This is a genomic window from Acinetobacter sp. YH12144, from assembly GCF_013418345.1.
GTDB lineage: Bacteria > Pseudomonadota > Gammaproteobacteria > Pseudomonadales > Moraxellaceae > Acinetobacter > Acinetobacter amyesii.
On the sequence record NZ_VPCD01000024.1, the window covers coordinates 29,444 to 53,289 of the forward strand.

Annotated in this window: 23 protein-coding genes and 1 pseudogene; 12 read left to right on the forward strand and 12 right to left on the reverse strand. The window is 40.8% G+C overall.

Features of this window, described 5'->3' with window-relative positions; translation table 11 throughout:
* Positions 1-29: 29 nt before the first annotated feature.
* Complete coding sequence (locus tag FTU79_RS14390) at positions 30-1,205, reverse strand: MFS transporter (RefSeq protein WP_257224326.1); 1,176 nt, start codon at positions 1,203-1,205, stop codon at positions 30-32.
* 115 nt (positions 1,206-1,320) lie between these two features.
* Positions 1,321-1,587, reverse strand: a complete 267-nt coding sequence (locus tag FTU79_RS14395) for a metal/formaldehyde-sensitive transcriptional repressor (protein ID WP_078194474.1) — start codon at positions 1,585-1,587, stop codon at positions 1,321-1,323.
* A 56-nt stretch (positions 1,588-1,643) separates the two neighbouring features.
* Here FTU79_RS14395 and dmeF point away from each other — a divergent pair, with 56 nt between their 5' ends.
* Together dmeF and FTU79_RS14405 are read left to right on the forward strand one after the other, a co-directional pair.
* Positions 1,644-2,570 (forward strand): CDF family Co(II)/Ni(II) efflux transporter DmeF, encoded by a 927-nt coding sequence (dmeF, locus tag FTU79_RS14400; RefSeq protein ID WP_180050932.1) that lies wholly within the window; start codon positions 1,644-1,646, stop codon positions 2,568-2,570.
* A 116-nt stretch (positions 2,571-2,686) separates the two neighbouring features.
* Entirely contained in the window at positions 2,687-3,385 is a 699-nt protein-coding gene (locus tag FTU79_RS14405) for a DsbC family protein (RefSeq protein WP_180050972.1), read from the forward strand.
* 79 nt (positions 3,386-3,464) lie between these two features.
* Here the strand turns inward: FTU79_RS14405 and FTU79_RS14410 are convergent, their stop codons facing one another.
* From FTU79_RS14410 to guaD, 3 genes are all read right to left on the reverse strand, one after another.
* On the reverse strand, positions 3,465-3,722 hold the full coding sequence (locus FTU79_RS14410; RefSeq protein ID WP_078189516.1) for a GlsB/YeaQ/YmgE family stress response membrane protein: 258 nt from the start codon (positions 3,720-3,722) through the stop codon (positions 3,465-3,467).
* A gap of 180 nt (positions 3,723-3,902) precedes the next feature.
* Positions 3,903-4,430: a hypoxanthine phosphoribosyltransferase gene (hpt, locus tag FTU79_RS14415; protein ID WP_078194457.1), complete on the reverse strand. Its 528-nt coding sequence runs from the start codon at positions 4,428-4,430 to the stop codon at positions 3,903-3,905.
* Positions 4,431-4,654: 224 nt separating this feature from the next.
* On the reverse strand, positions 4,655-5,971 hold the full coding sequence (guaD, locus tag FTU79_RS14420) for a guanine deaminase (protein WP_180050937.1): 1,317 nt from the start codon (positions 5,969-5,971) through the stop codon (positions 4,655-4,657).
* A 272-nt stretch (positions 5,972-6,243) separates the two neighbouring features.
* On the opposite strand from guaD, the gene FTU79_RS14425 reads away from it, so the two are divergent.
* Complete coding sequence (locus FTU79_RS14425; RefSeq protein ID WP_257224327.1) at positions 6,244-6,816, forward strand: nucleotidyltransferase family protein; 573 nt, start codon at positions 6,244-6,246, stop codon at positions 6,814-6,816.
* Between the two features lie 64 nt (positions 6,817-6,880).
* Here FTU79_RS14425 and FTU79_RS14430 read toward each other — a convergent pair whose 3' ends face one another.
* Together FTU79_RS14430 and FTU79_RS14435 are read right to left on the reverse strand one after the other, a co-directional pair.
* Positions 6,881-7,846: a TerC family protein gene (locus FTU79_RS14430; protein ID WP_180050943.1), complete on the reverse strand. Its 966-nt coding sequence runs from the start codon at positions 7,844-7,846 to the stop codon at positions 6,881-6,883.
* Between the two features lie 302 nt (positions 7,847-8,148).
* Positions 8,149-9,342 carry a sugar transporter gene (locus tag FTU79_RS14435; protein WP_180050946.1) on the reverse strand — a complete coding sequence of 398 codons (1,194 nt, stop codon included), beginning with the start codon at positions 9,340-9,342 and terminating at the stop codon, positions 8,149-8,151.
* 132 nt (positions 9,343-9,474) lie between these two features.
* On the opposite strand from FTU79_RS14435, the gene FTU79_RS14440 reads away from it, so the two are divergent.
* From FTU79_RS14440 to FTU79_RS14450, 3 genes are all read left to right on the forward strand, one after another.
* Positions 9,475-9,780, forward strand: a complete 306-nt coding sequence (locus tag FTU79_RS14440; RefSeq protein ID WP_347269446.1) for a GNAT family N-acetyltransferase — start codon at positions 9,475-9,477, stop codon at positions 9,778-9,780.
* A 316-nt stretch (positions 9,781-10,096) separates the two neighbouring features.
* Positions 10,097-10,423, forward strand: a complete 327-nt coding sequence (locus tag FTU79_RS14445) for a GNAT family N-acetyltransferase (RefSeq protein WP_257224328.1) — start codon at positions 10,097-10,099, stop codon at positions 10,421-10,423.
* A gap of 602 nt (positions 10,424-11,025) precedes the next feature.
* Positions 11,026-11,496 carry a BLUF domain-containing protein gene (locus FTU79_RS14450; RefSeq protein WP_180050952.1) on the forward strand — a complete coding sequence of 157 codons (471 nt, stop codon included), beginning with the start codon at positions 11,026-11,028 and terminating at the stop codon, positions 11,494-11,496.
* 61 nt (positions 11,497-11,557) lie between these two features.
* Here FTU79_RS14450 and mpl read toward each other — a convergent pair whose 3' ends face one another.
* Positions 11,558-12,922 carry a UDP-N-acetylmuramate:L-alanyl-gamma-D-glutamyl-meso-diaminopimelate ligase gene (mpl, locus tag FTU79_RS14455; protein ID WP_180022934.1) on the reverse strand — a complete coding sequence of 455 codons (1,365 nt, stop codon included), beginning with the start codon at positions 12,920-12,922 and terminating at the stop codon, positions 11,558-11,560.
* A gap of 274 nt (positions 12,923-13,196) precedes the next feature.
* Between mpl and FTU79_RS14460 the strand changes: the two genes are divergently transcribed.
* A complete protein-coding gene (locus tag FTU79_RS14460) occupies positions 13,197-13,535 on the forward strand; it encodes a DMT family protein (RefSeq protein WP_180050955.1) in 339 nt (112 codons plus the stop codon).
* Between the two features lie 25 nt (positions 13,536-13,560).
* Here the strand turns inward: FTU79_RS14460 and FTU79_RS14465 are convergent, their stop codons facing one another.
* Positions 13,561-14,010, reverse strand: coding sequence for a hypothetical protein (locus FTU79_RS14465; RefSeq protein ID WP_180022933.1), 450 nt, complete (start codon positions 14,008-14,010; stop codon positions 13,561-13,563).
* A 216-nt stretch (positions 14,011-14,226) separates the two neighbouring features.
* Between FTU79_RS14465 and purE the strand changes: the two genes are divergently transcribed.
* From purE to FTU79_RS14480, 3 genes are all read left to right on the forward strand, one after another.
* Positions 14,227-14,739 (forward strand): 5-(carboxyamino)imidazole ribonucleotide mutase, encoded by a 513-nt coding sequence (gene purE / locus FTU79_RS14470; protein ID WP_078189531.1) that lies wholly within the window; start codon positions 14,227-14,229, stop codon positions 14,737-14,739.
* Positions 14,740-14,755: 16 nt separating this feature from the next.
* A complete protein-coding gene (locus tag FTU79_RS14475) occupies positions 14,756-15,877 on the forward strand; it encodes a 5-(carboxyamino)imidazole ribonucleotide synthase (protein WP_180050957.1) in 1,122 nt (373 codons plus the stop codon).
* Positions 15,878-16,595: 718 nt separating this feature from the next.
* On the forward strand, positions 16,596-17,891 hold the full coding sequence (locus FTU79_RS14480; protein WP_218945482.1) for a lytic murein transglycosylase: 1,296 nt from the start codon (positions 16,596-16,598) through the stop codon (positions 17,889-17,891).
* A 56-nt stretch (positions 17,892-17,947) separates the two neighbouring features.
* On the opposite strand, the gene FTU79_RS14485 is transcribed toward FTU79_RS14480, so the two are convergent.
* Complete coding sequence (locus FTU79_RS14485) at positions 17,948-19,075, reverse strand: anhydro-N-acetylmuramic acid kinase (protein ID WP_180050960.1); 1,128 nt, start codon at positions 19,073-19,075, stop codon at positions 17,948-17,950.
* A gap of 63 nt (positions 19,076-19,138) precedes the next feature.
* Between FTU79_RS14485 and tyrS the strand changes: the two genes are divergently transcribed.
* On the forward strand, positions 19,139-20,371 hold the full coding sequence (gene tyrS, locus FTU79_RS14490) for a tyrosine--tRNA ligase (protein ID WP_180050978.1): 1,233 nt from the start codon (positions 19,139-19,141) through the stop codon (positions 20,369-20,371).
* 493 nt (positions 20,372-20,864) lie between these two features.
* On the opposite strand, the gene FTU79_RS14495 is transcribed toward tyrS, so the two are convergent.
* On the reverse strand, positions 20,865-21,506 hold the full coding sequence (locus FTU79_RS14495; protein ID WP_180050963.1) for a YitT family protein: 642 nt from the start codon (positions 21,504-21,506) through the stop codon (positions 20,865-20,867).
* Positions 21,507-21,731: 225 nt separating this feature from the next.
* Between FTU79_RS14495 and FTU79_RS14500 the strand changes: the two genes are divergently transcribed.
* Complete coding sequence (locus FTU79_RS14500; RefSeq protein ID WP_180042222.1) at positions 21,732-22,004, forward strand: hypothetical protein; 273 nt, start codon at positions 21,732-21,734, stop codon at positions 22,002-22,004.
* Between the two features lie 245 nt (positions 22,005-22,249).
* On the opposite strand, the pseudogene FTU79_RS14505 reads toward FTU79_RS14500, so the two are convergent.
* A pseudogene (locus FTU79_RS14505) lies at positions 22,250-23,340 on the reverse strand (IS4-like element ISAba33 family transposase).
* Positions 23,341-23,846 lie beyond the last annotated feature (506 nt).

Sequence of the window (23,846 nt, forward strand, 5' to 3'; positions counted from 1 at the left end):
ACAAGATGCTTCTTGAATAAGTTCAATGGTTAATTGGTGTTCAGACTGCGGTGCCAAAACAATAAGCCGATACACAATAAGCCTACGCCAATACAAAAACCTAAAACACCGACCATTAAGCCGAAATGATCAGATAAATAGCCGGCTGCAATAATTGGAATAATGGTGCCTAGATATCCAATAAATAAATAGGTCGAGATCACCGCAGCACGGTTTTGATTGTTGGTCATTTGATGAACTAAGCCAAATGCGCCTAAAAGCCCCAGACCATGCCCGACACCGACTAAAACATCGCTAATAAAAAACAATGCGCTCCAATGTTGGGTCATACATAGCGCAAGGAGCGCATAGCTCAGTATTAACACTATTAAGCCGGCATTGACACATTTTGCAGAAGGAATCGATTTCGCCATAAATTGCACGACAGCGGAAACCAGCAAGATACTTGCAATGGCACTACCACTGACCAAAGGGCCATGCCATGGGATTGCATCTTTGACGAAAGAGGGTGCGAGTGATGCAAATAAGCTAAAAGAGCCAAAGGCACAAAAGGCAGTTAGTCCGGCGATATAAAATCGTGAATGATCACGCTTTTCAGGCAATTCCAAATGTGGTGCCACTGAAAAAGGCTGTGGCTCAAAATTCGGTGTGCGAATAAAAAATAACCCTATTAAACACGCCAACCCCCCAAAGATCACAGGGATATAAGGGGTAATTAAAGGCTGTTCAGAGAACTGAGCGATCACCCCACCAATAAATGGGCCAAGACCAAAACCAATCACAGTTATGATTGAACTCAGCTGCGGAGCATTATTTTTATGCTGTTCAGGAATGGTATAGACCATGCCAAGCATAGCTGAGGTACTAATTAAACCCGAGGCAATGCCGATAATAAAGCGCCCGATAGATAACCACAGCGCATTACTGGCAAACACCGACAAGCTTAAACCCAAGATGATGCACGCCATACCGATTTGCAGGGTTCTTAAAAAACCAAAACTATTACTGGTACGACCTAAAAACAGCAAGGTCGCTAGGCAACCAAACATGTAGGCAACAAAGATATAGGTGATATGACTCGGCAGCAGTCCCCAAAGTTGTTGATAAATGGGATACAGAGGACTAGCTAGCGCTGTACCAATAGTGCCCATACAGAGTGCAAGGCTCACCATGATAAATGGTCGCCAAGAGGGAGATGTGGTCATTTTAAAGTCGCAGAGGTACAGTCAATAGGGTCAATATTGTGCTGCATGAGAAAGAAGGAAATATGGGCTCAGTTTAATGCCGATTGTTTTCTATGGTCAAATCACAGTTGTAACTTTATCCATAGCGTTTAAGCAGTTTTACAAATTCTTCCAGTTCTGCTTCATTAATTTCAGCATCTTGAGGCAATACATGATGGCGTAAATGTGCTTCGATTAATTCATTCATTAATCCATTCACTGCACCCTTGATGGCCGCAACCTGTTGTAAAACCTCGATACACCCTGCTTCGGGTTGCTGTAAAGCCAGTTCGACCGCATTGACCTGACCTTGTAGACGTTTAACCCGATTTAAAATCTTTTTGTCCTGATGTAAATGACTCAACACTTTCTCCCGAAAATAAATATACTATGGGGGAGTATATTTAAGCATAGAACCTAATGAAAACTTCCCCATCCATCCGAATTCATCATCATCAATTTGATGAAGGTAATCCACTCGCACAAAAACGGATCTTAATTGCCACTATTTTAACGGCAGTCATGATGTTGTTAGAAGTTATTGGCGGATGGATTTTTAATTCGATGGCATTATTGGCTGATGGTTGGCATATGAGTTCACATATGTTGGCATTAGGCTTGGCCTATTTTGCCTATCGTGCGGCACGCCACTATGCCCAAGACGCTCGTTTTAGCTTTGGAACTTGGAAAATTGAAATTTTAGCGGGCTATAGCAGCGCGATATTATTGATGGTCGTTGCTGCATTTATGGCTTTTCATTCGGTGGAACGCTTATTCAACCCGGTCCAAATTCATTATAACGAAGCAATCCCTATTGCGATTTTAGGTCTGGTGGTGAACTTGATCTGTGCTTGGTTATTGCATGATGACCATCACCATCAACATCATAGCCATGAGGAGCAGCATGATCATCATCACGACCTCAATCAGAAAGCAGCCTCCATGCATGTAGTTGCTGATGCGGTGACTTCAGTGTTGGCCATTGTGGCTTTATTTGCTGGAAAATGGATGGGCTGGGGATTTTTAGATGCGCTATTGGGGATTGTTGGTGCGGTACTTGTTGGTAAGTGGGCCATTGGCTTGATGAAAGAAACAGGACAAACATTACTGGATGCGGAAATGGATCACCCTGTCGTTGATGAGATTCGAGAGATTTTAATGCAATTACCTGTCGACGTCGATGTAACTGATTTACATGTATGGAAAGTGGGTAAAGGTCAGTTTTCATGTATTGTGGCTTTAGAAACAAGTCAGGCATTGAGTGCAGATGAAGTGCGTCAAGCGCTGTCGATTCATGAAGAAATTGTACATGTGTCTGTTGAAATTAATTCACCTGATGCAGCTTAATATGTTCCACGTGAAACGGCATGTAGCTATTGCGTAATGAACTGAAAAATGCCCAAGACTTTCACGTGTTAAGGCTTAGAATGCTGAATCAATTAAATGTTGAAGTTGTTCGGTCTATGTTGAAAAAAATATGTGCGTTGGCGTTGAGTACCACCCTTTCGGCTTTTGCTTTGGCAGATGCGGCACAGGTTCAAAAGCTCTTGGTAGAAAAGCACCCCAGTTTAAAAATTGAAAATATTCAAAGTACCGAAATGCCGGGCATATATAGCGGTTTTGTTGAAGATCAAGTTTTGTATTTGAGTGAAAATGCGGATTATGTGATTGCAGGATCTATGATCCGTTTAAAAGATCAAAAAAATCTGACCAAACAATTGATCCTCGATCAGCAGAAAACTGAGTGGAATAAACTTCCATTACAAGATGCGATTAAAACAGTCAGGGGGAATGGGAAGCGCCAAATCGCGATCTTTTCTGACCCAAATTGCCCATATTGTAAGAAGCTTGAAGTAGAACTGGCAAAACTCAATGATGTGACCATTTATACTTTTGTCACAGCCATAAAACCACAGTCGTTGGCGCCATCGAAGCAGATTTTTTGTGAGTCAAACCCTGTTATGGCCTGGGATAATTTAATCAATAAGGGAATTCAACCGAAGTCAGCGAAAAGTTGTGCAAACCCCATTGATCGAAATTTAAAATTAGCTAAAAGCTTAAAACTAAGTGGTACACCGGGAATCGTATTTGCCAATGGTTCGATCTTAACCGGTGCTTACCCTGCTGCTGAATTAGAATCGATGTTAAAAGAGATCAAATAATTTCAGCTGTACGTCATGAATAAAATATAAATAAAAAAATACCCGTCTACAGGCGGGTATTTTAATGGCGCTATAAAAATTAGACGCGGGTTTTTTTCGTTACAAGGTTATAGATAAACAACACGATGATCGCACCAATGACGGAAGCGATAAATCCTGCAGCAGAATTTTCTCCATACAGACCTAATAAACGTCCGCCATAGGTCGCAAGTAAGGAACCTGCTATCCCGAGAATGGTGGTCATGATGAAACCGGCTTTGTCATCTCCAGGATGGATCGCACGTGCAATTAAACCAGCAATAAAACCAACAACAATCGCAACAATGAGTGACCACATAGTAACTCTCCTTTTGTTATCATGTATTTGTTTTTTACGACATGTTCAATCTTTATCTTTAATCAAAACTAAGCTGAGCTACAGCCTAAACATGCAAAAAACTGTTGTTTTTTTGTTCTGAAATAGCCAGAAAAGTAAAAAAAAAGTGGCCTTAGGCCACTCTTAAGTATCTGATCTTGCTTAGAGACCAATTTCGCCAATAAATGGAATGTGACGATATTTTTGATCATAGTCCAGACCATAACCTACGATAAATTTATCTTCGACTTCAAAACCTAAAAATTTCACTTCGAGTTCAATCTCACGACGTGAAGGCTTGCTAACCAAAGTACAAAGCTCGATTGAATTTGGATTGCGCGTCTGTAAAATTTCTAAAACTTTGCTTAAGGTATTGCCTGAGTCAATAATATCTTCAACCACCAAGACATCTTTATCTTTAATGTCGCCATCTAAATCTTTTAAGATTTTTACATCACGAGTAGATACGGTCCCACCGCCATAACTTGAAACGGTCATGAAGTCGAGTTCATGCGGTTTTGAAATTGCGCGGCAAAGGTCAGCCATAAAAATAACAGAACCGCGTAAAAGACCGATTAACACCAACTCTTTGTCGCTGTTAGCATAGTGTGCATCAATTTTTGCGCCAAGCTCTTTCACTTTAGCTTGAATTTCTTCAGTGGAAATCAGTACGCTCATTTGAACAGACATGGGTAGATACCTAAAAAAGCAAATCAAAAAATAAAAAAGGTGTTGACTTGCAACACCTCTAAAGATGAACCAATTTTAATACATCTGGCGCGCAGATGCATCTTTTTTGCCGTTGAAAATGTAATCAGTTTTTCTTGGAAGTGCTGTCACGCTTGAGTAAGCACAAACAAGCGACGGCAATCAGTCCAATTTTCAACGCTGTTTTTCGTCTCGGTCGAGCCGTTTTATGCTTTGACATACGCACATTGTCCAAACACATAGGTGGCATGGATATTACGATCATCACCCATCAGCATGAGGGCAAATAAAGCATCTTCCAGATTTTTGGTATGTTGTTGACGTAGGGCTTGTAGCGCAGTGGCTTTTAAATCGAGCACCACAAAATCTGCTTCTTTGCCCAAATCAAAGTTTCCAAGTTTGTCCTCTAGATCTAAGGCTTTTGCTCCACCTAAAGTGGCATGGTACAGCGCTTCAAATGCGGATAGTTTATCGCCTTGAAGTTGTTGAACTTTGTAGGCTTCATTGATGGTTTGCAGTTGGTTAAATGATGTGCCTGCGCCAATGTCTGTGCCTAAGCCGACTTTCACCTGTTTTTCCCATGTTTTCTTTAATGGAAATAAACCACTGCCTAAGAACAAATTCGAGGTTGGACAAAACGCAATGGCAGAGTTGGTCTGATGCATACAGTCCCATTCAGCATCTTCCAAATGCACACAGTGCGCAAACACGGAACGTGATCCGGTCAGACCATAATGATGATAAACGTCCAAATAGCCGTTTTGCTCAGGGAATAATGATTTGACCCACGCAATTTCATTTTTATTTTCACTCAAATGTGTATGCACATAAACATCAGGATACTCGGTTTTTAGCTCCCCTGCCCGTGCCAATTGTTCAGGCGTTGAGGTTGGGGCAAAGCGAGGCGTGATGGCATACAGGTTACGGCCCTTGCCATGCCACTTCTCAATCAGTGCTTTGGAGTCGTTATAGCCACTCTCCGCGGTGTCACATAACGCTTCAGGTGCATGCCGATCCATCATCACTTTACCAGCAATTAAGCGCATTTGATGCTGTTCTGCAGCCTTAAATAAAGCATCAACCGATTGAGGATGAACGGTACAAAAAACAAGAGCTGTTGTGGTTCCGTTTTTGAGTAACTCGTTTACGAAGAACTGTGCAATTTGCTCTGCATAAGCCGGATCTTTAAATTGGATTTCGGTTGGGAAGGTATAGGTATCAAGCCATTCCAGTAGCTGTTCACCATAAGCCCCCATCATTTCAGTTTGAGGATAATGAATGTGGGTGTCGATGAAACCCGGAACTATCAATTGATCAGGATAATGCTGTATTTCAACCTGATCTGGGAGATGGTGTTGGCCCTCAGACCATGGACCGAACCATTGAATTTTTCCGGCTTGCGTAATCAGCAAACCATCTTCGAAATAGCGCACTTGGTCGTGAATTTCACGTGCTTGGGCAACTGTATTCTGAATATCTAGAAAGCGACCACGGATCGCTGTAGATGCGATAACAGAAGACATGACATACCTGCAGTTTAGAATTTTTTCGATTGATTGTAGCTTAATTTGGTTCAAAATACCGTTAGAGTAATTGTGAAAATGTGTTCTAAAAAATAGAACAACTGTTTATGAGTGATTCTGTTTTTTTGTTCATTGTATTTGATTTGAATAATACAAAAGCATTGAGCTGTATACATTGCATCGATGAATGAATAAAGACCATGAGTCGCAACGCTTGCTATATTGATCTCAAGAGCGCCCTTTAAAAAACGATAATGAACCCTTTAGTGAACATGAGCTATTCAGACCAATTAAAGCATAACCTGCTTCAGCATCAAGGCATCATGCAGATTTTACATGCCCTGTATGCCATAGATACACAGGCTTATTTGGCTGCAGGCGTGGTTCGTAATTTGATTTGGTCACAGCGACATCAACAACTCTATGTACTGGAAGGCACAGAAGTGGATGTGATTTATTATGCGGAACATGATGATGGAACACAGGGTCAAAGAATTCAACAGCAGATGCAGTTGAATTTTCCTCACATTCATTGGGATGTCACCAACCAAGCGACAGTACATCAGTGGTATCGTTTGGAAAATGGTGAGCCGATACAGGCGCTCAAGTCGATTGAGCATGCGCTATCTTTGTGGCCAGAAACTGCCACTGCCATCGCCGTTAAATTGGATGATCAACAACAAATACAGCTGATTGCTCCTTTGGGTTTAGATGATTTATTTGAGTTAAATGTCCGTTGGAACCCACGTTTAGTCAGTCAGGCGACTTTTTTGCAGCGTGTGCAGCAAAAACAATTTTTACAACGCTGGCCGAAACTCAAACTCTTGATGACGCCTGAAGCTTAGCTCATGGCTTTATTACAGAATAAAAAAGCCTTCTCGAAAGAAGGCTTTTAATCATCTAAGTGTTTTAAAGCATGGTTTCATTGTACTTCTTGCTGTGTCGGATCGATAACCACGCGGTGATGGTTAAGGTCACCACAATAAAGCCGAGTGAAATCCAAATTGGCATGTGGAACACATCAAGCAACAGCATCTTAGCGCCAATAAATACCAGGATAATGCCCAGACCATATGGTAAGTAATGCATTTTCGATGCAGCACCAGACAAGAGGAAGAACATGGCACGTAGACCCAAAATCGCCATCAAGTTTGCCGTCAGTACAATGAATGGGTCAGAGGTAACCGCAAAGATTGCTGGGATTGAGTCAACCGCAAAAATGACGTCCGAAGCTTCAACCAAGATCAACACTAAAAAGAGCGGCGTTGCCCACAAGACACCATTTTGACGAACGAAGAATTTATCTTCATGCATTTGAGGAGTAATACGCATGTGTTTACGTAGCCACTTCAAAATTGCCATATCTTCGATATCTTTGTCGTCTTCGTCTGAACCCTTAAGGAATTTAAAGCCGGTATACACTAGGAATGCGCCGAAGATGTACAGTACCCAAGAGAATTCTTGAACGAACCATGCCCCAATAAAAATAAAGATGGTACGCAGCACAATTGCACCAAGGACACCGTAGAGTAACAGTTTACGCTGCAAAGCAGGTGGAATGGCAAAGGCAGCAAAGATCATGAGCCAGACAAAAACGTTATCAATTGCGAGTGATTTTTCGAGCAGATAACCAGCGAAATATTCCATGACTTTGGTGTTTGCAACAGCGACACCAGCGGTTTGCTGTAAGTAGAGCCACAGTGCACCACCGAATAAGGTAGCCACAGAGACCCATGCAATACTCCAATAGGCAGCGGTTTTGACTTTGATTTCTTGGCCTTTGTTATTTTTAAAGCCTAAAAAGTCGATGAGTAGCATGATGGTGACTAAACCGAAAAATGCCAGATATAGCCATAATGAGCCAATCGTTTCCATGTGTATTCTCCACATCTAACAACCAGCCATAAAAAAACCTAGACCAGTTGCCAGACGAAATAAAACGCCTGAGACAACATGATCAAGGTCTTGCCTACATCGTACTGTAATGATTTGCAGCAGCGATGCTCAGATACCGACTTTTTGCAAAGTGTAATGACGATATTCTGACACGTAAAACAAGGTTTACGTTTGGAGGAGGCTACTCCCCTTGTTCAAATTTTGTTTTGGACACTGTCCAAATATGCGGCAAAGCATGACAGTTTTTAGTACAAAGTGCAATCGGCAATTTGCGAATTCATTTAATGTGCCACAGGAGGGTTAAAATCACCACGGTGTACTAACGCTAAGGCTAAAAGTGTGCCGATCACGGCGATGATTCCTCCGATCACACCAATATAACTCAAACCGAAATGAACGCTGACGATACCGCCCAAGAGTGCACCACCGCCAATCCCGACATTATAAAGTCCTGAATAGATAGCCATGGCGACATCGGTGGCGTCGGATGCGAGATGTAGTGTCTTTGACTGTAATGCGAGACTAAATCCAATGATACTCATGCCCCACAATAAGCACACTGCACTTACACCTGCAAAACTGAAAGAAACAGGAAGCAACAGCAGCATGGATAAAGCCAGTGTGGCTGTACTCAAAGGAATCGCAACTTTGGGATATTTCCCACCAAATTTTCCAAAGAGATAAGAACCTAGAAAGCCTGCTGCACCAAAGATTAATAACAACGTGGTGGTTTGCATGGAGCTGAATGCAGCAATGTTGAGCGAGAACGGTTCGATATAGCTATATGCGGTAAATTGCGCGCTAATTACGATAATGGTTAATGCAAAGACCATCATTAAGCTTGGACGGCGAATAAACTGTTTTAGGCTGCTCAGCGAGCCAGAGTTCAAACTCGGCAGTATCGGCAGCGTTTTGGCTAAAATCAGGCAAACGATACTGGCGCCAATGCCAATCAGAGCAAAGGTATTTCGCCAACCATAAGCTTCTCCAACCATCCGCCCAAACGGAATACCGAGAACCATTGCCAAAGCTGTGCCTGTGGCCAAAAGACCCAAGGCCTGAAATTCTTTGCCTTTCGGCGCAACACGAACTGCCAGCGACGCAGTAATGGACCAAAAAAGTGCATGCGAGAAAGCAATGCCAATTCGACTGAGCAATAAAGTATTAAAGCTCCATGCGAAATACGACAGAATATGGCTGACAATAAACACCATAAATAAGCAAATCAGGAGCGAGTGACGTTCAATATTTTTGGTCAATAACATGATCGGCAAAGAAATCGGCGCAACCACCCATGCATAGAGCGTAATCATGATGCCGACATCGGTCGCGGCTAAATTAAAGGTTTTGCCAATATCGCTGAGCAACGCGACAGGTACAAATTCAGTGGTATTAAAAATAAATGCTGCGAAAGCCAAAGCAATCACAGCCGTCCAAGAGCCAGAAGAAGCCGTTTCGGAGGGAGAGGCAGACATGAGTGTCTTCAAATAAAAAAAGTGGCATATTTTACTATGCTCTATACACAAGCAGGAACCGATTTAAGCCCTGTACATGCGGTTTAAATTAATACAAAAACAACAGAGTTGACCTGCATTACATGCCAATTTATAAAAAAATGGAGGAAATTTAAGATGTTTGTACAACAAGATGATGATCAAAAAAAAGGAGCTTTCTTTGTTGAGCAAGATGGGGAGCGTTTGGCAGAGATGACTTACTCATGGGCAGGCGATGATAAATTTATTATTGATCATACCGATGTCAGTGATAGCTTGCGAGGACAAGGTGTTGGACGACATCTCCTCGATGCAGCAGTGAATTTTGCTCGGGAAAAGAACGTGAAAATTATTCCGCTCTGCCCTTTTGCAAAATCTGTATTTGATAAAGATGAATCGATTCGTGATGTTCTGCGCTAATACGCTAAATTGTATAGCGTGATGTGAATTAATCATTTGGATAAATAAAAAAAACAGCCTGATGGTATTGCAATCAGGCTGTTTTATTTGAAATCTAGTTGTGAAGTTGAATTAAGATCGTGATTTATACAGCGATACAACCAAGCATGCTGCAGCAATGAGCAATACAAAGATAGCGACAAGATAAAGGTCCATAATAAAAATATCCGGCAAGTGTGATTTAATTGTTTTTTAATTAATGTGAAAGGTGTACGGATTTATTATCACCTACAGTTGAATATAGGTCGTTTAAGTTCTGTACCAATCACTTTCTCGTTTGTTACACGGTGTATTTTTTCATAAAAAGGAAGAAAAAACAGTGACTATGCAACATCAAGATAATGGTCAAAAAGGTGAATTTTTTCAGTTAAATGCTGAGGGTGTACGCCTCGCAGAAATGAGTTATCTATGGCGTGATGAACACAGCATTGTGGCAAATCACACGTGGGTAGATGATTCCTTACGTGGGCAAGGGGTTGCTCGTGTACTATTGGATCATTTGGTGGAATTCGCTCGTGAGAAACACTTAATAATTATTCCAACCTGTTCTTATGTAGAGGTGATGTTTCGCCGAGACAAGACATTAGCCGATGTTCAAGCCTAAAAAAGCCCGCGATGCGGGCGTTTTATCAGTATGAAAATTTAAAAACTGCTTTGTGCTCAATTGAGCTTGAGTTTCAACACCGTTGATGGTGTTTTGACGATATGTGGCCACAATTGTAACAAAATCGAGCAGATCAATATTCCTAAAACCAAGCTTAAACACATGATATTTAATAAAGCAAAATCATTCAGCACGAAATAAATACTGCCAATGGTCATCATCATTAGTAAATAAATAAGATAGTGAGGAATCACGGTGCCGCAGTGTTATTCCTAAAATAAATGAGCAAATAACGACATTAAAAAAATCTGAAACGCCAAAATTATTCAGTATGATCAAGGCAGCAAAATATACACAAGTGATCGATAAAAAAATGAGTAAATTTTTAAGCATGGTCGGCCTCTTTATTCATCTTCAAATGGAAATAATTTCATTGTTTTAATATGTATAAGTTTAAAAAAATGAAGGTGATATCGGTATACGTGATCTTGGTTTTGTGTTGTAAGTTAAAAAGCACATTTGATTAAAAAATATACAAATATTTACTCATCCTGTAGCGCTTTCTACGTTAAAATCGTGCAAATACTTTAAGAATAAACACAATGATACAACTCTGTTATGCCAGTACACGTGTAGAACAACAATTTGATTTAATACAAGATTTAAGTGATATTTTGGTAAGAGCCCGCAGCTTCAATAACGAACAGCGTATTTTTGGCGTGCTGTACTATGCCGAAGGCCGGTTCTTCCAATGCCTGCAAGGTGAGCAAGCGGCTCTCGAACAGCTTTTTCAGCATATTGCGAAAGATACTCGCCATAGGGATATTGTGCGTTATCCTGATCAAAATATTGATCAAATCGATTTTTCAAAATGGTCGATGAAATATGTCAACCGACATAGTGAAATTGCTAGTTTGTTTCAGCGCTTTGGATATTCAAGCTTTCAACCCGACGTGCTCAATCTAGAACAAATTCAGGCGTTTTTAACGACATTGTTAAGATTAGAGAATGTTGAACAGCCGGTTAAGCTGGATTTAGGCTATAAAAACCGAGGCTATCAGCATTATTTTTAAGCTGAGTGTGAATAAAAAAAAAGCCCGCGCAGCGGGCTTTTTTTTATTTTATCTAGTGGGTTTAGGCTTTTAATGCACTGATCAACTTCTGATGTAAACCACCAAAACCGCCATTCGACATAATCACCACAGCATCGCCCTCGCCTGCCTCGCTTACGATGGTTTGAATGATGTCATCCAGTGAACGAGCCACCACAGCTTTATTCGTAGCAGCTTCAATCACAGGCTGTAGATCCCAATCCAAACCTTCAGGTTGATACCAAATCACTTCATCCGCTAAGCGTGCAGAATGTGCAAGGCCATCTTTATGGCTACCCATGCGCATGGTGTTAGAACGTGGTTCGATTACCGCCCAAAGCTTACGTTGACCCAGACGCTTACGCGCACCTTCTAACGTGGTATCAATCGCCGTTGGGTGATGTGCAAAGTCGTCATACACTTCAATGCCACGGATTGTGCCCAAAAGCTCCATACGACGTTTTACACCGCCAAAGTTTGAAAGTGCTTCGCACGCCGTTTCAATCGAAACACCGACATGTTCAGCCGCAGCAATGGTTGCCAAAGCATTGGCTACACTGTGTTGCCCAGTCATATTCCATTTGACTTCGCCTTTTACCACACCGTGTTGTAATACTTTGAAGTGAGAACCATCGTTCGATAGTTGTTCTGCGTACAGTTCAGACTTTTCATTGGCATCTAAAGATGTACGCACTACAGGTGTCCAGCAGCCCATTTCCAAGACTTCATCAATATTTGTCTCTGTGATGGGCGCAATGATACGGCCTTCACTTGGAATAGTACGCACTAGATGATGGAATTGTTTTTGAATCGCCGCCAAGTTGTCGAAGATATCGGCATGGTCAAATTCAAGGTTATTTAAAATCGCCGTTTTTGGATGATAATGCACGAACTTCGAACGTTTGTCGAAGAATGCAGAATCGTATTCATCGGCTTCTACACAGAAGTATTTTCCACCGCCTAAACGTGCACTCTCAGTGAAACCCAATGGCACACCGCCAATCAAAAAGCCTGGTTCTAAACCTGCTTGATCGAGGACCCAAGCGAGCATGGTCGTTGTTGTCGTTTTACCATGGGTGCCTGCAACACCTAAGACATGTTTACCTTGTAGCACGTGGTCTGCAAGGAACTGTGGGCCAGAAATATAAGGCAGGCCTTCGTTCAGCATGTATTCCACTGCATCAATGCCACGTTTCATTGCATTGCCGACAATCACGAGATCTGGGTGTGGTTGAAGGTGGCTACGGTCATAGCCTTGCATTAAGGTAATGCCTGCATTTTCCAATTGGGTAGACATTGGTGGGTAAACGTTTTGGTCTGAACCCGTCACCTTATGTCCTAAATCACGCGCCAAGAGCGCCAATGAACCCATAAAGGTGCCACAAATACCCAAGATATGCAGATGCATTCGTTCTAACTCCACTGCTTTTATCGACACATCACTTTGTTATTGTGGTGTTGTCATTATAGATTTGGTTGAAAAGGTTAATTTCATTTGAGAGCAACCATAGCAAGGGTCTTAGCGAAAAGATAGATTTTTTTGTATGAGATCGTGCAAAAAGATTGAGCACGTAACTGATCAAATGTACGCAATTTTCTTGAGGATAAAAACACGGAAAATAGGCGCGAAATCATGATGAAAAACGTACAATAAGCGCAATTTTTTGCGATCTTGATTGCTTATGTCACTTGCCCTATTTTTATTGATTATCTCCAACTGTTTTATGACTTTGGCCTGGTATGGACATCTGAAATTTCTACATGATGCGCCGCTCTGGCAAGCGATTTTATTTGGATGGGCTATAGCATTACTCGAATATAGTTTTATGATCCCAGCAACGCGACTGTTGGCCAAACATGGGTGGTCTTTGGGTCAAATGAAAATCACACAAGAAGTCGTGACGCTATTGGTCTTCGTTCCATTTATGATTTTCCTTTTTAAACAAACCTTTAAGTTGGACTATTTGTGGGCAGGTTTATGCCTTTTTGGATGTGTCTATTTCGTGTTTCGCAGTGCTTAACTGATCCAATGCTGCATGGCTCTGATCATTTAAGTGAGGCGTGTTTGCAGGCATTTTTGAGGACTTTACTAAACTCACGGTCTCGTGGAGTGGGATCTTCATAGTCAAAGGCATAATCACTTTCACTGGTCAGTACAGTCATTTGACCGTCTGCTTCAAAGTCCATGAGTGCAAAAACATAGCTTTGGTCATCACAATACACACGATATTTTGAACTTGAATACATTTTATCACGGCCATCATCTGCTTTGTAATAGCCTGTCATCTTGACCGACTCACGTTTATCAATGATCGATTTGCCAGTGACTAAAAATTTTTCGTGGATGTAGCCATTACTCTTAATTTGGCCGTTATAGTCTTTTTGTTGCTGTAAAAGGTTAAATTCTTTCACAAATTGGTTCGTATTGAGTTGAACGAGTTGGGCAAAACTTTGAGAGCTTAGGGCTAGAGTAAGTAGGATAAACATCTGTTTCATATTTAAAGTGTTGTTATAAATATTGATTTAATAAAAGTTTTTATAAAATTGAAAAAAATAAAAATATTTTCATCAAAATATTATGGAGTTTTCTCTTTAAAGACAACCGTTAAATTTTATTGAGATGAATTTTCAGTCTATAATATGGGGCTCTTATTAAAGCTTGGCTCTAGTCGAGATTTACTCTCTCTTACTTTAATCTCTGGAAACATTGCAATGAATGCGGCCGCTTCACAAGACACTCCTCTCGTTGGAATTATCATGGGTTCTCAATCGGATTGGGCAACGCTAGAAAACACTGCCAATATGCTGAAACAGCTTGGCGTCCCATTTGAAGCGGAAGTTGTATCTGCACACCGAACTCCAGATCGATTATTCGAATATGCTGAAACCGCACGTGATCGTGGTATTCAAGTGATTATTGCCGGTGCTGGCGGTGCAGCGCATTTACCAGGTATGTGTGCAGCCAAGACTGACCTACCTGTACTTGGTGTACCGGTAAAATCTTCCATTTTAAACGGCGTGGATTCATTACTGTCTATCGTGCAAATGCCAGCAGGTATTGCAGTTGGTACTTTGGCGATTGGCCCAGCGGGTGCGACCAATGCAGCGATCATGGCGGCACAAATTTTAGGTTTAACACGTCCTGAAATTGCAAAGAATGTTGCAGATTTCCGTGCTGCGCAAACCGATAAAGTGGCGAGTAAAAATATTCCGGGTCAAGCTTAATTAAGGGGCATTTCTCATGGATAAAACCATTGGTATTTTTGGTGGTGGCCAGCTTGGTCGCATGATGGCGCAAGCGGCATTGCCTTTAAACATTCAATGCACCTTCTTTGAAGCGAGTACCGACTGCCCTTCTGCAGCGCTGGGTCCAGTGATTTCGACTCAAGCTGAAAATGGTTTGCAAGATTTCATTCAGAGCGCAGATGTTTTCAGCTTAGAGTTTGAAAATACTCCGTTAGCAGATGTTGATGTGTTGACCAAGAACAAAGCATTGCACCCACCGCGCCAAGCTTTAGCGATTGCACAGCATCGTTTGTCCGAAAAGGCTTTGTTTGATGAATTGGCTATCCCAGTTGCACCTTATAAGGCCGTGACATCTTTCGAGGGTTTACAAGCTGCTGTTGCTGAGTTGGGTTTACCCATCGTACTGAAAACATCGCGTGGCGGTTATGACGGTAAAGGTCAATTTGTGCTACGTAGCGCTGAGCAAATGGATCAAGCATGGGCTGAACTGGGCCCTGCTGGTGAATTGATTGCGGAAAGCTTTGTAACCTTCTCACGTGAAGTCTCAATTATTGCGGTGCGCGGTCAAGACGGTGATGTGAAAACATGGCCATTGGCGGAAAATCACCACCACAACGGTATTTTGTCGCATTCAATTGTGCCTGCGCCAAACAGCGCAGACTTGCAGCCGGTTGCGCAAGACTACATTACCCGCCTGCTCAATCATTTGAATTATGTCGGTGTTTTGACGCTAGAACTGTTTGTGACCGATAAAGGCTTATATGCCAATGAGATGGCACCACGTGTGCATAACTCGGGGCATTGGTCGATTGAAGGTGCAGTGTGTTCACAGTTTGAAAACCACATTCGTGCTGTAGCAGGTTTGCCTTTGGGTTCGACTGAAGTTGTTCGTCCAACGGTCATGGTAAACATCATTGGCCAACATCCGAAGTCTAAAGATGTATTGGCACTGAATGGCGCGCATTTGCATCTGTATAACAAAACAGAACGTGAAGGTCGCAAGATTGGTCACATCACTTTGATGCCCACAGACAGCGCTCAGCTGACCACTTTATGCCGTCAACTGGCGAAGATTTTACCGAATCCATTGGCATTGAGCGAAGATATGACCATCTAAGCTTTAAGCTGCTGATAAAAAAAGCGATCACTTCGGTGATCGCTTTTTTATTTGTCCAGATTCAGGCATGATTGCGCCTATTTAAAAATCCCCTGCCATTGGTCGGATCATTTTTAAAATCAATTGCTTATAAACTGATCAATTGAGTATAAATATAATAATTTAATTCGCTGCTATTTTGGGCTGAATTCTGGGTTATTCACTTGTGGATAAACTTAATATTGAGTTTGAATTTAAAACTGGAAATAGATTTTGAATTTAAATTCATAAAAATAAATTCAAATTTAAAAATGAACTTTGAATTTAAACTTCGCTGCTTAAATTTAAATTCAAAAATATGAATTCAAATTTAAAAGCTGATCAATGAATTCAAAGTTCTGAATTTAAATATAGTTACTTCTAATAAAAATGAATTTAAAATAGAAATACTATATACTAGAAGCCTTTGGCTGATTGAGCAGTCCTGATCTAAAGACAAGTTATCCACAATCATTTTTTAAATTCAAAAGTAATTTCCTGAGTTTTGAATTTAAATTTAAAAAATGAGCCTGATTTGAATTTAAAATGGACTTGTGGATAAGTTTTTAAATTTAAAAGCTACAAAATGAATTCAAAAGTGTAGGAATTATGAATTTAAATTTACGCATTGGCGCTTTAATTTTCATCATGAGCTGTTAAGGTAGAAACATAATTCAAAATCTAAATATTTAAGGGTCTTATGCAACGGCTTGCACTTTTTGTTGGTTCTTTGGTTTTAGCTGCTACACAGGCACAGGCAGAACTGATTATTAATGGTCAGCGTGTGACATCAACGGATATATCCTCTGTTCCGAGCAGCCCCGTCAATTATGCGTCCCAAAATAATTTTCAGAATTGTCTTGCCAATTTGCGCAGTCAGGCGATTGCACAAGGCGTAAGTGGTTCAACCTACGATCGTTATACGCAAAATTTAACACCCGATTATTCTGTGATTGAAAAGCTGAATTATCAGCCTGAGTTTTCGACTCCGATCTGGGATTATCTGTCCGGACTGGTGGATGAAGAACGTGTACAACTGGGTCGACAAAAACTGCAGCAACATCGTGAGGTATTAAACCGGATTAGCACAGCCTATGGAGTACCGGCAGAAACCATCGTAGCCGTATGGGGCGTAGAAAGTAATTTTGGTGATATTGCGGGTAGCTATCCTTTATTACAGTCATTGGGCACTTTAAGTTGTGAAGGACGCCGTCAAAGCTATTTCCGTGGCGAGTTTTTTGCAGCCATGCGGATTTTGCAGCGTGGTGATTTAAATGAATCACAATTGAAAGGTTCGTGGGCAGGTGCATTTGGTCATACCCAATTTATGCCGAGTACTTATGAAGAACTGGCCGTGGATTTTGATGGTGATGGCCGCCGTGATTTGGTATCGAGCACCACGGATGCGTTGGCATCTACAGCCAACTTCCTGAAAAAGCGTGGTTGGCAAACTGGTCAGCCGTGGGGCTTTGAAGTCAAAATTCCGGATGGCATGTCGATCAGTGGAGAAAGTCGCCGTAATAAAAAGTCATTAGACAGCTGGATGAATCGTGGTTTGCAGCGTGCCGATGGTACGCCGTTAATTCAAGGTAACCTTTCTGGATCAAGCCAAGCAGGTTTAATGGCACCGGCTGGGGCAAGTGGGCCTGTGTTCTTAGTGTTTAAAAATTTCGATGCAATCTACAGCTATAATGCGGCAGAGAGTTATGCATTAGCGATTGCGCATTTATCCGATCGCTTGCAAGGCAAGGGTGGCTTTAGTACGACATGGCCAACCGATGATCCTGGGACTTCACGTGCGGAACGACGTGAGATTCAACAATTTTTACTTAACCGCGGCTATGACATCGGTAAAGTGGATGGATTAATTGGAGATAAAACCCGTCAAGCCATTCGACAAGAGCAAAATCGACTGGGTTTAAGTCCAACAGGTCGGGCGGGACAGCAGATTTTACGGGCATTTCGTAATGAAAATGCGAAAAATATGATGCGTTAATTCATCAATAATAAAAAGGTCTGCAATTGCAGACCTTTTTTATATGTTTTTGACTCTTAAACCGCAGTGATTGTACCTAAGATACGATAGCCAGCAGCACCCGTCACACTTGGTAAATTTGCACTAAGCTGATTGACAAAGCGCATCGCCAACCAAGCAAAGGCTGTGGCTTCCACCCATGTTGGGCTTAAGCCTAAATCTGCGGTACTTTGCACCGTCCATTCATGTTTACGTAAACGCCAGCGCAGTTGCTCTAATAGGTGCGAATTGTATGCACCACCACCACAGACATAGACTTCACCAGTATCCATATCAGAACGGTAAATGGCTTTTTTAATGGCGCGTGTGGTGAGTTTCATTAAGGTTGCTTGAATGTTTTCTGGCGTATCTTCGAGTTCGTCATATTCGAGATCTCCACGCCAATCGAGAATCTGTTCATCTAACCATTCTAGATTGAAGTCTTCACGACCTGTGCTTTTAGGTGGTTCCTTAGAGAAAAACTCATGCGCTTGTAAGCGGTCGAGCAGACTGCGAATAGGTTGACCATAAGCTGCCCAGTTGCCATTTTCATCATAGGGCTGACCAGTATAACGTTCGCACCAAGCATCCATTAAAATGTTGGCAGGGCCTGTATCAAAGCCATAGACATCTTCAGGTTTGCCTGCAGGTAACATGCTGACATTGGCAATTCCGCCCAAGTTTAAAATCACACGGTGAATAGTATCATGTTGGAAAAGCGCTTGATGAAACGCAGGAACTAAAGGTGCGCCTTGACCGCCTGCAGCCATATCACGGCGGCGGAAGTCTGAAATCACCGGGATTTTAGTGAGTTCGGTGATAATGTTTGGGTCGCCAATTTGTAGGGTAAAACCATGTTCAGGGCGATGACGGATGGTTTGTCCATGCGAGCCAATCGCCTTGATTTGACTACGATCTAGCTCATTCTTCTCGATCAACTCATTGATGCCATGACCGATCATTTGAGCTAAAGCAACGTCTGCCTTACCCATGCGATCAATTTCGTTATCATCAGGCAAGGTGAGGGCCATCAGTTCATCACGAAGGTCTGGGTCAAAGGGAAGTGTGAGCGTCGCATGAATCTCTAAAGGATCAAAAGAAGCAGCAACAATATCGACACCATCCATGCTCGTGCCGGTCATTACCCCAATGTAGATCGCTGTCATGATGATTCTTAAGCCTGCAATGTGCTGAAAAAGTGTTAGTATATCGCACAAATTGTATAACTGATCTATTTGGATTTTGTGATGTCAAATTTCCTGCCGGCTGAAGAACAACTTGCCCTCATCCAACGAGGCACACATGAGATTATTTCTGAAGAAGATCTTCTTAAGAAATTAAAGCAGAATCGCCCATTAAAAATTAAAGCGGGTTTTGACCCGACTGCACCGGACCTGCACCTAGGTCATACAGTTTTAATCAATAAATTAAAAGTATTCCAGGACCTGGGTCATGAAGTGTACTTCCTGATCGGCGACTACACTGCGATGATCGGTGACCCAACGGGTAAGAGCGCAACCCGCCCGCCATTGTCACGTGAGCAGGTGCTAGAAAACGCAAAAACTTATCAAGAACAAGTATTTAAAATTCTTGATCCAAACAAAACCAAAGTCGTGTTTAACTCGGAATGGTTTGCACAAAAAACTGCAGCTGATTTGATTCAATTGGCATCACAACAAACAGTTGCACGTATGTTAGAGCGTGATGACTTCACTAAACGTTATAACAGCCATCAACCGATTGCGATTCACGAATTTTTATATCCATTGGTACAAGGTTATGACTCAGTTGCACTAGAAGCGGATGTAGAGTTAGGTGGTACAGACCAAACCTTTAACTTGCTGATGGGTCGTACATTACAAAGCCGTTATGACCAAGAATCTCAAGTGTGCATTACTGTGCCAATTCTTGAAGGTTTAGACGGCGTAAATAAAATGTCTAAATCTTTGGGTAACTATATTGCTGTATTTGATGCACCGGGTGCGATGTACCAAAAAGTGTTGTCAATGCCAGATGATTTGATCGAACGTTACTTTGACTTATTGAGCTTTAAATCGATTGAAGAAATTCAACAGTTGCTCAAAGAAGTGGCTGATGGCCGTAATCCACAAGAAGTGAAGAAAATTCTTGCACTTGAATTGGTTGAGCGTTTCCATGGCGCAGAAGCTGCGGCAAATGCACACAAAGGTGCAGGCAACTTGATTACTGAAGGCGAACTTCCAGAAGGTACACCAGAAGTGACTATTTCTCGTGGTGCATTTGGTGGTGAGATTTTCATTACTTCTATTTTGCGTGAAGCGGGTTTGACTAAAAATGCTGCTCAAGCAAAAGATGCAATTGGTCGTGGCGCGGTGAAAGTGGATTGGGAAGTGGTTGATGCAGGTTATGCTGTGTCAGAAAACAAAACTTTGATTATCCAAGCGAGCAAAAAAGCGATCGCAAAAGTAACTTTTACCGACTAATAAATTCTTGAATTTTTAGTTAAGTTATTGAATTAAAAGCAGGCTTCGGCCTGCTTTTTTTTACCAATTAATATATTAATAACATAAATAAGCAAATTCAAAAAAAACCTTATAAAAACAACACTTAAATTTTGCCAAATGTGTTGCATTTCTTGAATTTTATGTATAAGATTTATTCATCTAGAGAGATATATACCATCTAGAGGGTACATAACGATAGCTCCACTTTTTATAAGTCTCTTCCCCAAGGGACTCTTTTTTTAGTGAGTTAACAAATAACTATAATAACTACACGATGGATCGACTAAAGATTCAATTCTAAGGGAAAGATTTTGGGAGAGATCTTTCCCTTTTTTATTTGTAAAATTGAGCTATTCCTTTCAAAAATCACATTCATTTCTGTATTAAAGACTTTAATTGCGCCAGAAAAAAAGCCCGATTCAATCGAGCTTTAAAATGTCTTTACTCAGATAGATGTTCATGGAGCTTGGTTTTAGGGCTTAGAGCCAAATTGAATGAAGCTTAATTTAGGTAAAATCCGCTTGACTAAAGTCCCCACTAAAAGTGCGGTAATAATGGTGCCTTCACGTACTCCGATGACTTGATGTAAGACTAGCCAACTGCTGATAACAGCAATACTGACCAAGAGGATGTCGCCATAGGTTTTACAGTTGCCAAAATCAAGGCGATAACGAATAGCAATGGCTTGATAGAGACCTTCTGCGGCCAAGAGGACTAGACTGGCTTTGACCACTAAGCTCACACCTAAAGCGGTAATCAGGCAACTTGCCAAGCAAGCCAGGAGTTGAAGTGGGTAACTTTCTATGCTCCAGCCTTGGGTGAGCCACATTAAACCGTCAATAAATGCACCAAACAAAATTCCCACGGGTAATTGCAGCCACTGTATCCACTGAAAGCGTGATTTTAAGATCAGCATTTGCAGCAGTATCATGACGATGTGCATCAATACTGTTAATGTGCCGACGGTGAGTGGAAAGATATAGCTAAAGCTGTAGGGCACCGAGGAAATAGGGGATGTCCCTAAATTTGAATGTATAGAGAGTACGACACCAAAAGCCAATAATCCTAATCCGCTTAATAGTAAGAATAAGCGTGGAAAAAACTGTGTTGGCATCCTGCACCTAAAAAATAAAAAGAGTGTACGTAAAACGCAGCCTGCACTCTATGCGTCTAAAGCCCAAAAATAGTGGCTTTTTATGACTGTGATCGTTAATAGTGATTATTCAAATAAAATAGGCTGTATTTTTATCAGCAAAAATGACTAAGCATGTAATTAAAATGATTTTTGCAAAAACAGGCCTTATGGAACAATGGTCAAAAATCAAAAAAGAGCAACAACATGGCGTATTACAATACCGATAATCATGATGAACAGATTGATCGAATCTTGAGGTATTTATTTGACTACCAAACTACACAGCATAAAAGAGCATTATTTTGTGAGGCGCAGCAACAATTACATGATTTGGATATCGCAGCACAGTACCAACTATTTGCATTGGTACGAGAACAACTCCCTCGGCGTGCCAAGCTGCTATTTTCTGCCGAGGATTTCAGTGGAAAGCAACAAGTCATCTTGGAAGTCATGCAACATTTAGCATATGAACGTTAAAAGAATGTTGGTAAATATAAAAATGCAAGCTAAAAAATGTCTATGAAGCTTGAATCGGTGTGATGACAGAAAAAAATGATGTGCTTTGAGGAAGAAAAGTAGACTAATGATTAATAAATAATCAAAGTCACTTTTATTAGACTTAAAAGCGCTGAAAAAGATTTGCTAGATATAAGAAATTTACTTAATTAAATATCGACTATTTGCTAAATATTTATAAAAAATGCCTCTGTACACGACAAATTTCATAGGATCCTTGTCCTATCAGGCTTTTTCTTTCTTAAAATTGCTAGCACTTTCTTAAATTCTTCTTTTTTTCCAAAACCAATCAAACGTAGAATAGCCATTTGAACATAGTCCAAACCGTAGCGAAATAAACTTACTGAAAGTCGTCCATGCTTCTTTATTTTTATCGCTTTTTTCCGATCATGTTGCCATTCACCTGTTAAATAGCACCAACAGAAACCGATAGCTAGCACTGCTATCAATTTCTTGACTCGTCTAGGGTCTGTTAAACGAGTATTTTCAAGATTGAATCCACGTCCTTTGAGACAACTAAATAACGTTTCGATTTCCCAGCGTAATGCATAATCACGAATAGCAGAAGCATTAAACATAGGAGAAACAACAAGTAAAAGTTCTCCATCTTCTAATCGTAGCGCACTAATATACAGTTTCACTCGACCAACCCAAATACGTCGTTTACGACATTCAGTTTGACCAACTTGAAGATGACGAAATAAATCACTAATTTTATGATTCTTGGCTAAGTGATTGGTCACAATAAAGTTTTTTTAACACGTATACAGAAGTTAATGTCATTTTCAATTAACTATGTAAACCATTTCTCACCGATAAATTCTCTGTCTGCAAACACATTCACAATACGATCTTTACCAAAAATGGAGATAAAGCGTTGAATCAAAGCAATACGCTCTTTTGTATCTGAATTTCCACGTTTATTGAGCAATGTCCAAACAATAGGTATCGCTATTCCACGATAGACGATGGCTAACATCAAGATATTAATATCTCGTTTTCCCTATTTCCAATTAGTTCTATCCAAAGTTAATTGGACTTTATCGAATGAAAATATATTGAAAATTAACTGAGAAATTTGACGATAATCGAAATACTGATCTGCAAAGAAGCGTTGTATACGTCGATAAAATGATTGTGGTAAGCACTTGATGGGTAAGGCTTTAGATGCAGAAGAAAGATTACATGTCTGTTTTACAATTAATGCAAGCATAATCAGTGTAAAACATTTTGCATGTGACTTGTTCCACTTTAGATATTTGTTTAAGATGAGATGTAACTCATTGAAATGTGTCATCATATTCGTTGTCAGAAAACAAGTACTATGCCATTATTTCAATGAGTTATCTTTTTTTGTCGTGTACAAAGAAAAAATGCTTAAAAAATAGGTAAAAGTGCAATTTTTTTAGCAAAAACGCTTATAAAAAATACATACGTGAAAAATATAGTGAATTGGGGGTTGCAATGATTCTGAAATGCTCTAGAATGCACCCCATACCGACGAGATAGACGGAAACGAACGAAACGCGAAGCGTTGAATTGTTAAGTTTATCGAAGTCCAGCTTCTAGCATTGACGAGATGTTAGAAAGATCATTAAGAGATTATGAAGAACAACTTGTGTGGATTTTTACTGATTGATCGATCGAAATTATTTTCATTGATTAATGGTAGAAAATACTCGAAGTTTATTTGAGCAAATTTTTGTCAGTAATTGATGAGCCAAGATTGGTACCCTTTAAGGTACTATTGATTTTAAACTGAAGAGTTTGATCATGGCTCAGATTGAACGCTGGCGGCAGGCT

Excerpts from the sequence above, each read along its gene's own strand:
- FTU79_RS14390 (WP_257224326.1), bottom strand. The coding sequence starts at position 1,205 with ATGACCACATCTCCCTCTTGGCGACCATTTATCATGGTGAGCCTTGCA.
- purE (WP_078189531.1), top strand. The coding sequence starts at position 14,227 with ATGAATGCGGCCGCTTCACAAGACACTCCTCTCGTTGGAATTATCATG.
- FTU79_RS14465 (WP_180022933.1), bottom strand. The coding sequence starts at position 14,010 with ATGAAACAGATGTTTATCCTACTTACTCTAGCCCTAAGCTCTCAAAGT.
- dmeF (WP_180050932.1), top strand. The coding sequence starts at position 1,644 with ATGAAAACTTCCCCATCCATCCGAATTCATCATCATCAATTTGATGAA.
- FTU79_RS14475 (WP_180050957.1), top strand. The coding sequence starts at position 14,756 with ATGGATAAAACCATTGGTATTTTTGGTGGTGGCCAGCTTGGTCGCATG.
- FTU79_RS14450 (WP_180050952.1), top strand. The coding sequence starts at position 11,026 with ATGATACAACTCTGTTATGCCAGTACACGTGTAGAACAACAATTTGAT.
- hpt (WP_078194457.1), bottom strand. The coding sequence starts at position 4,430 with ATGTCTGTTCAAATGAGCGTACTGATTTCCACTGAAGAAATTCAAGCT.
- FTU79_RS14495 (WP_180050963.1), bottom strand. The coding sequence starts at position 21,506 with ATGCCAACACAGTTTTTTCCACGCTTATTCTTACTATTAAGCGGATTA.
- mpl (WP_180022934.1), bottom strand. The coding sequence starts at position 12,922 with ATGCATCTGCATATCTTGGGTATTTGTGGCACCTTTATGGGTTCATTG.
- FTU79_RS14460 (WP_180050955.1), top strand. The coding sequence starts at position 13,197 with ATGTCACTTGCCCTATTTTTATTGATTATCTCCAACTGTTTTATGACT.
- FTU79_RS14500 (WP_180042222.1), top strand. The coding sequence starts at position 21,732 with ATGGCGTATTACAATACCGATAATCATGATGAACAGATTGATCGAATC.
- FTU79_RS14430 (WP_180050943.1), bottom strand. The coding sequence starts at position 7,846 with ATGGAAACGATTGGCTCATTATGGCTATATCTGGCATTTTTCGGTTTA.
- FTU79_RS14425 (WP_257224327.1), top strand. The coding sequence starts at position 6,244 with ATGAGCTATTCAGACCAATTAAAGCATAACCTGCTTCAGCATCAAGGC.
- FTU79_RS14435 (WP_180050946.1), bottom strand. The coding sequence starts at position 9,342 with ATGTCTGCCTCTCCCTCCGAAACGGCTTCTTCTGGCTCTTGGACGGCT.
- guaD (WP_180050937.1), bottom strand. The coding sequence starts at position 5,971 with ATGTCTTCTGTTATCGCATCTACAGCGATCCGTGGTCGCTTTCTAGAT.
- FTU79_RS14405 (WP_180050972.1), top strand. The coding sequence starts at position 2,687 with ATGTTGAAAAAAATATGTGCGTTGGCGTTGAGTACCACCCTTTCGGCT.
- FTU79_RS14480 (WP_218945482.1), top strand. The coding sequence starts at position 16,596 with ATGCAACGGCTTGCACTTTTTGTTGGTTCTTTGGTTTTAGCTGCTACA.
- FTU79_RS14410 (WP_078189516.1), bottom strand. The coding sequence starts at position 3,722 with ATGTGGTCACTCATTGTTGCGATTGTTGTTGGTTTTATTGCTGGTTTA.
- FTU79_RS14485 (WP_180050960.1), bottom strand. The coding sequence starts at position 19,075 with ATGACAGCGATCTACATTGGGGTAATGACCGGCACGAGCATGGATGGT.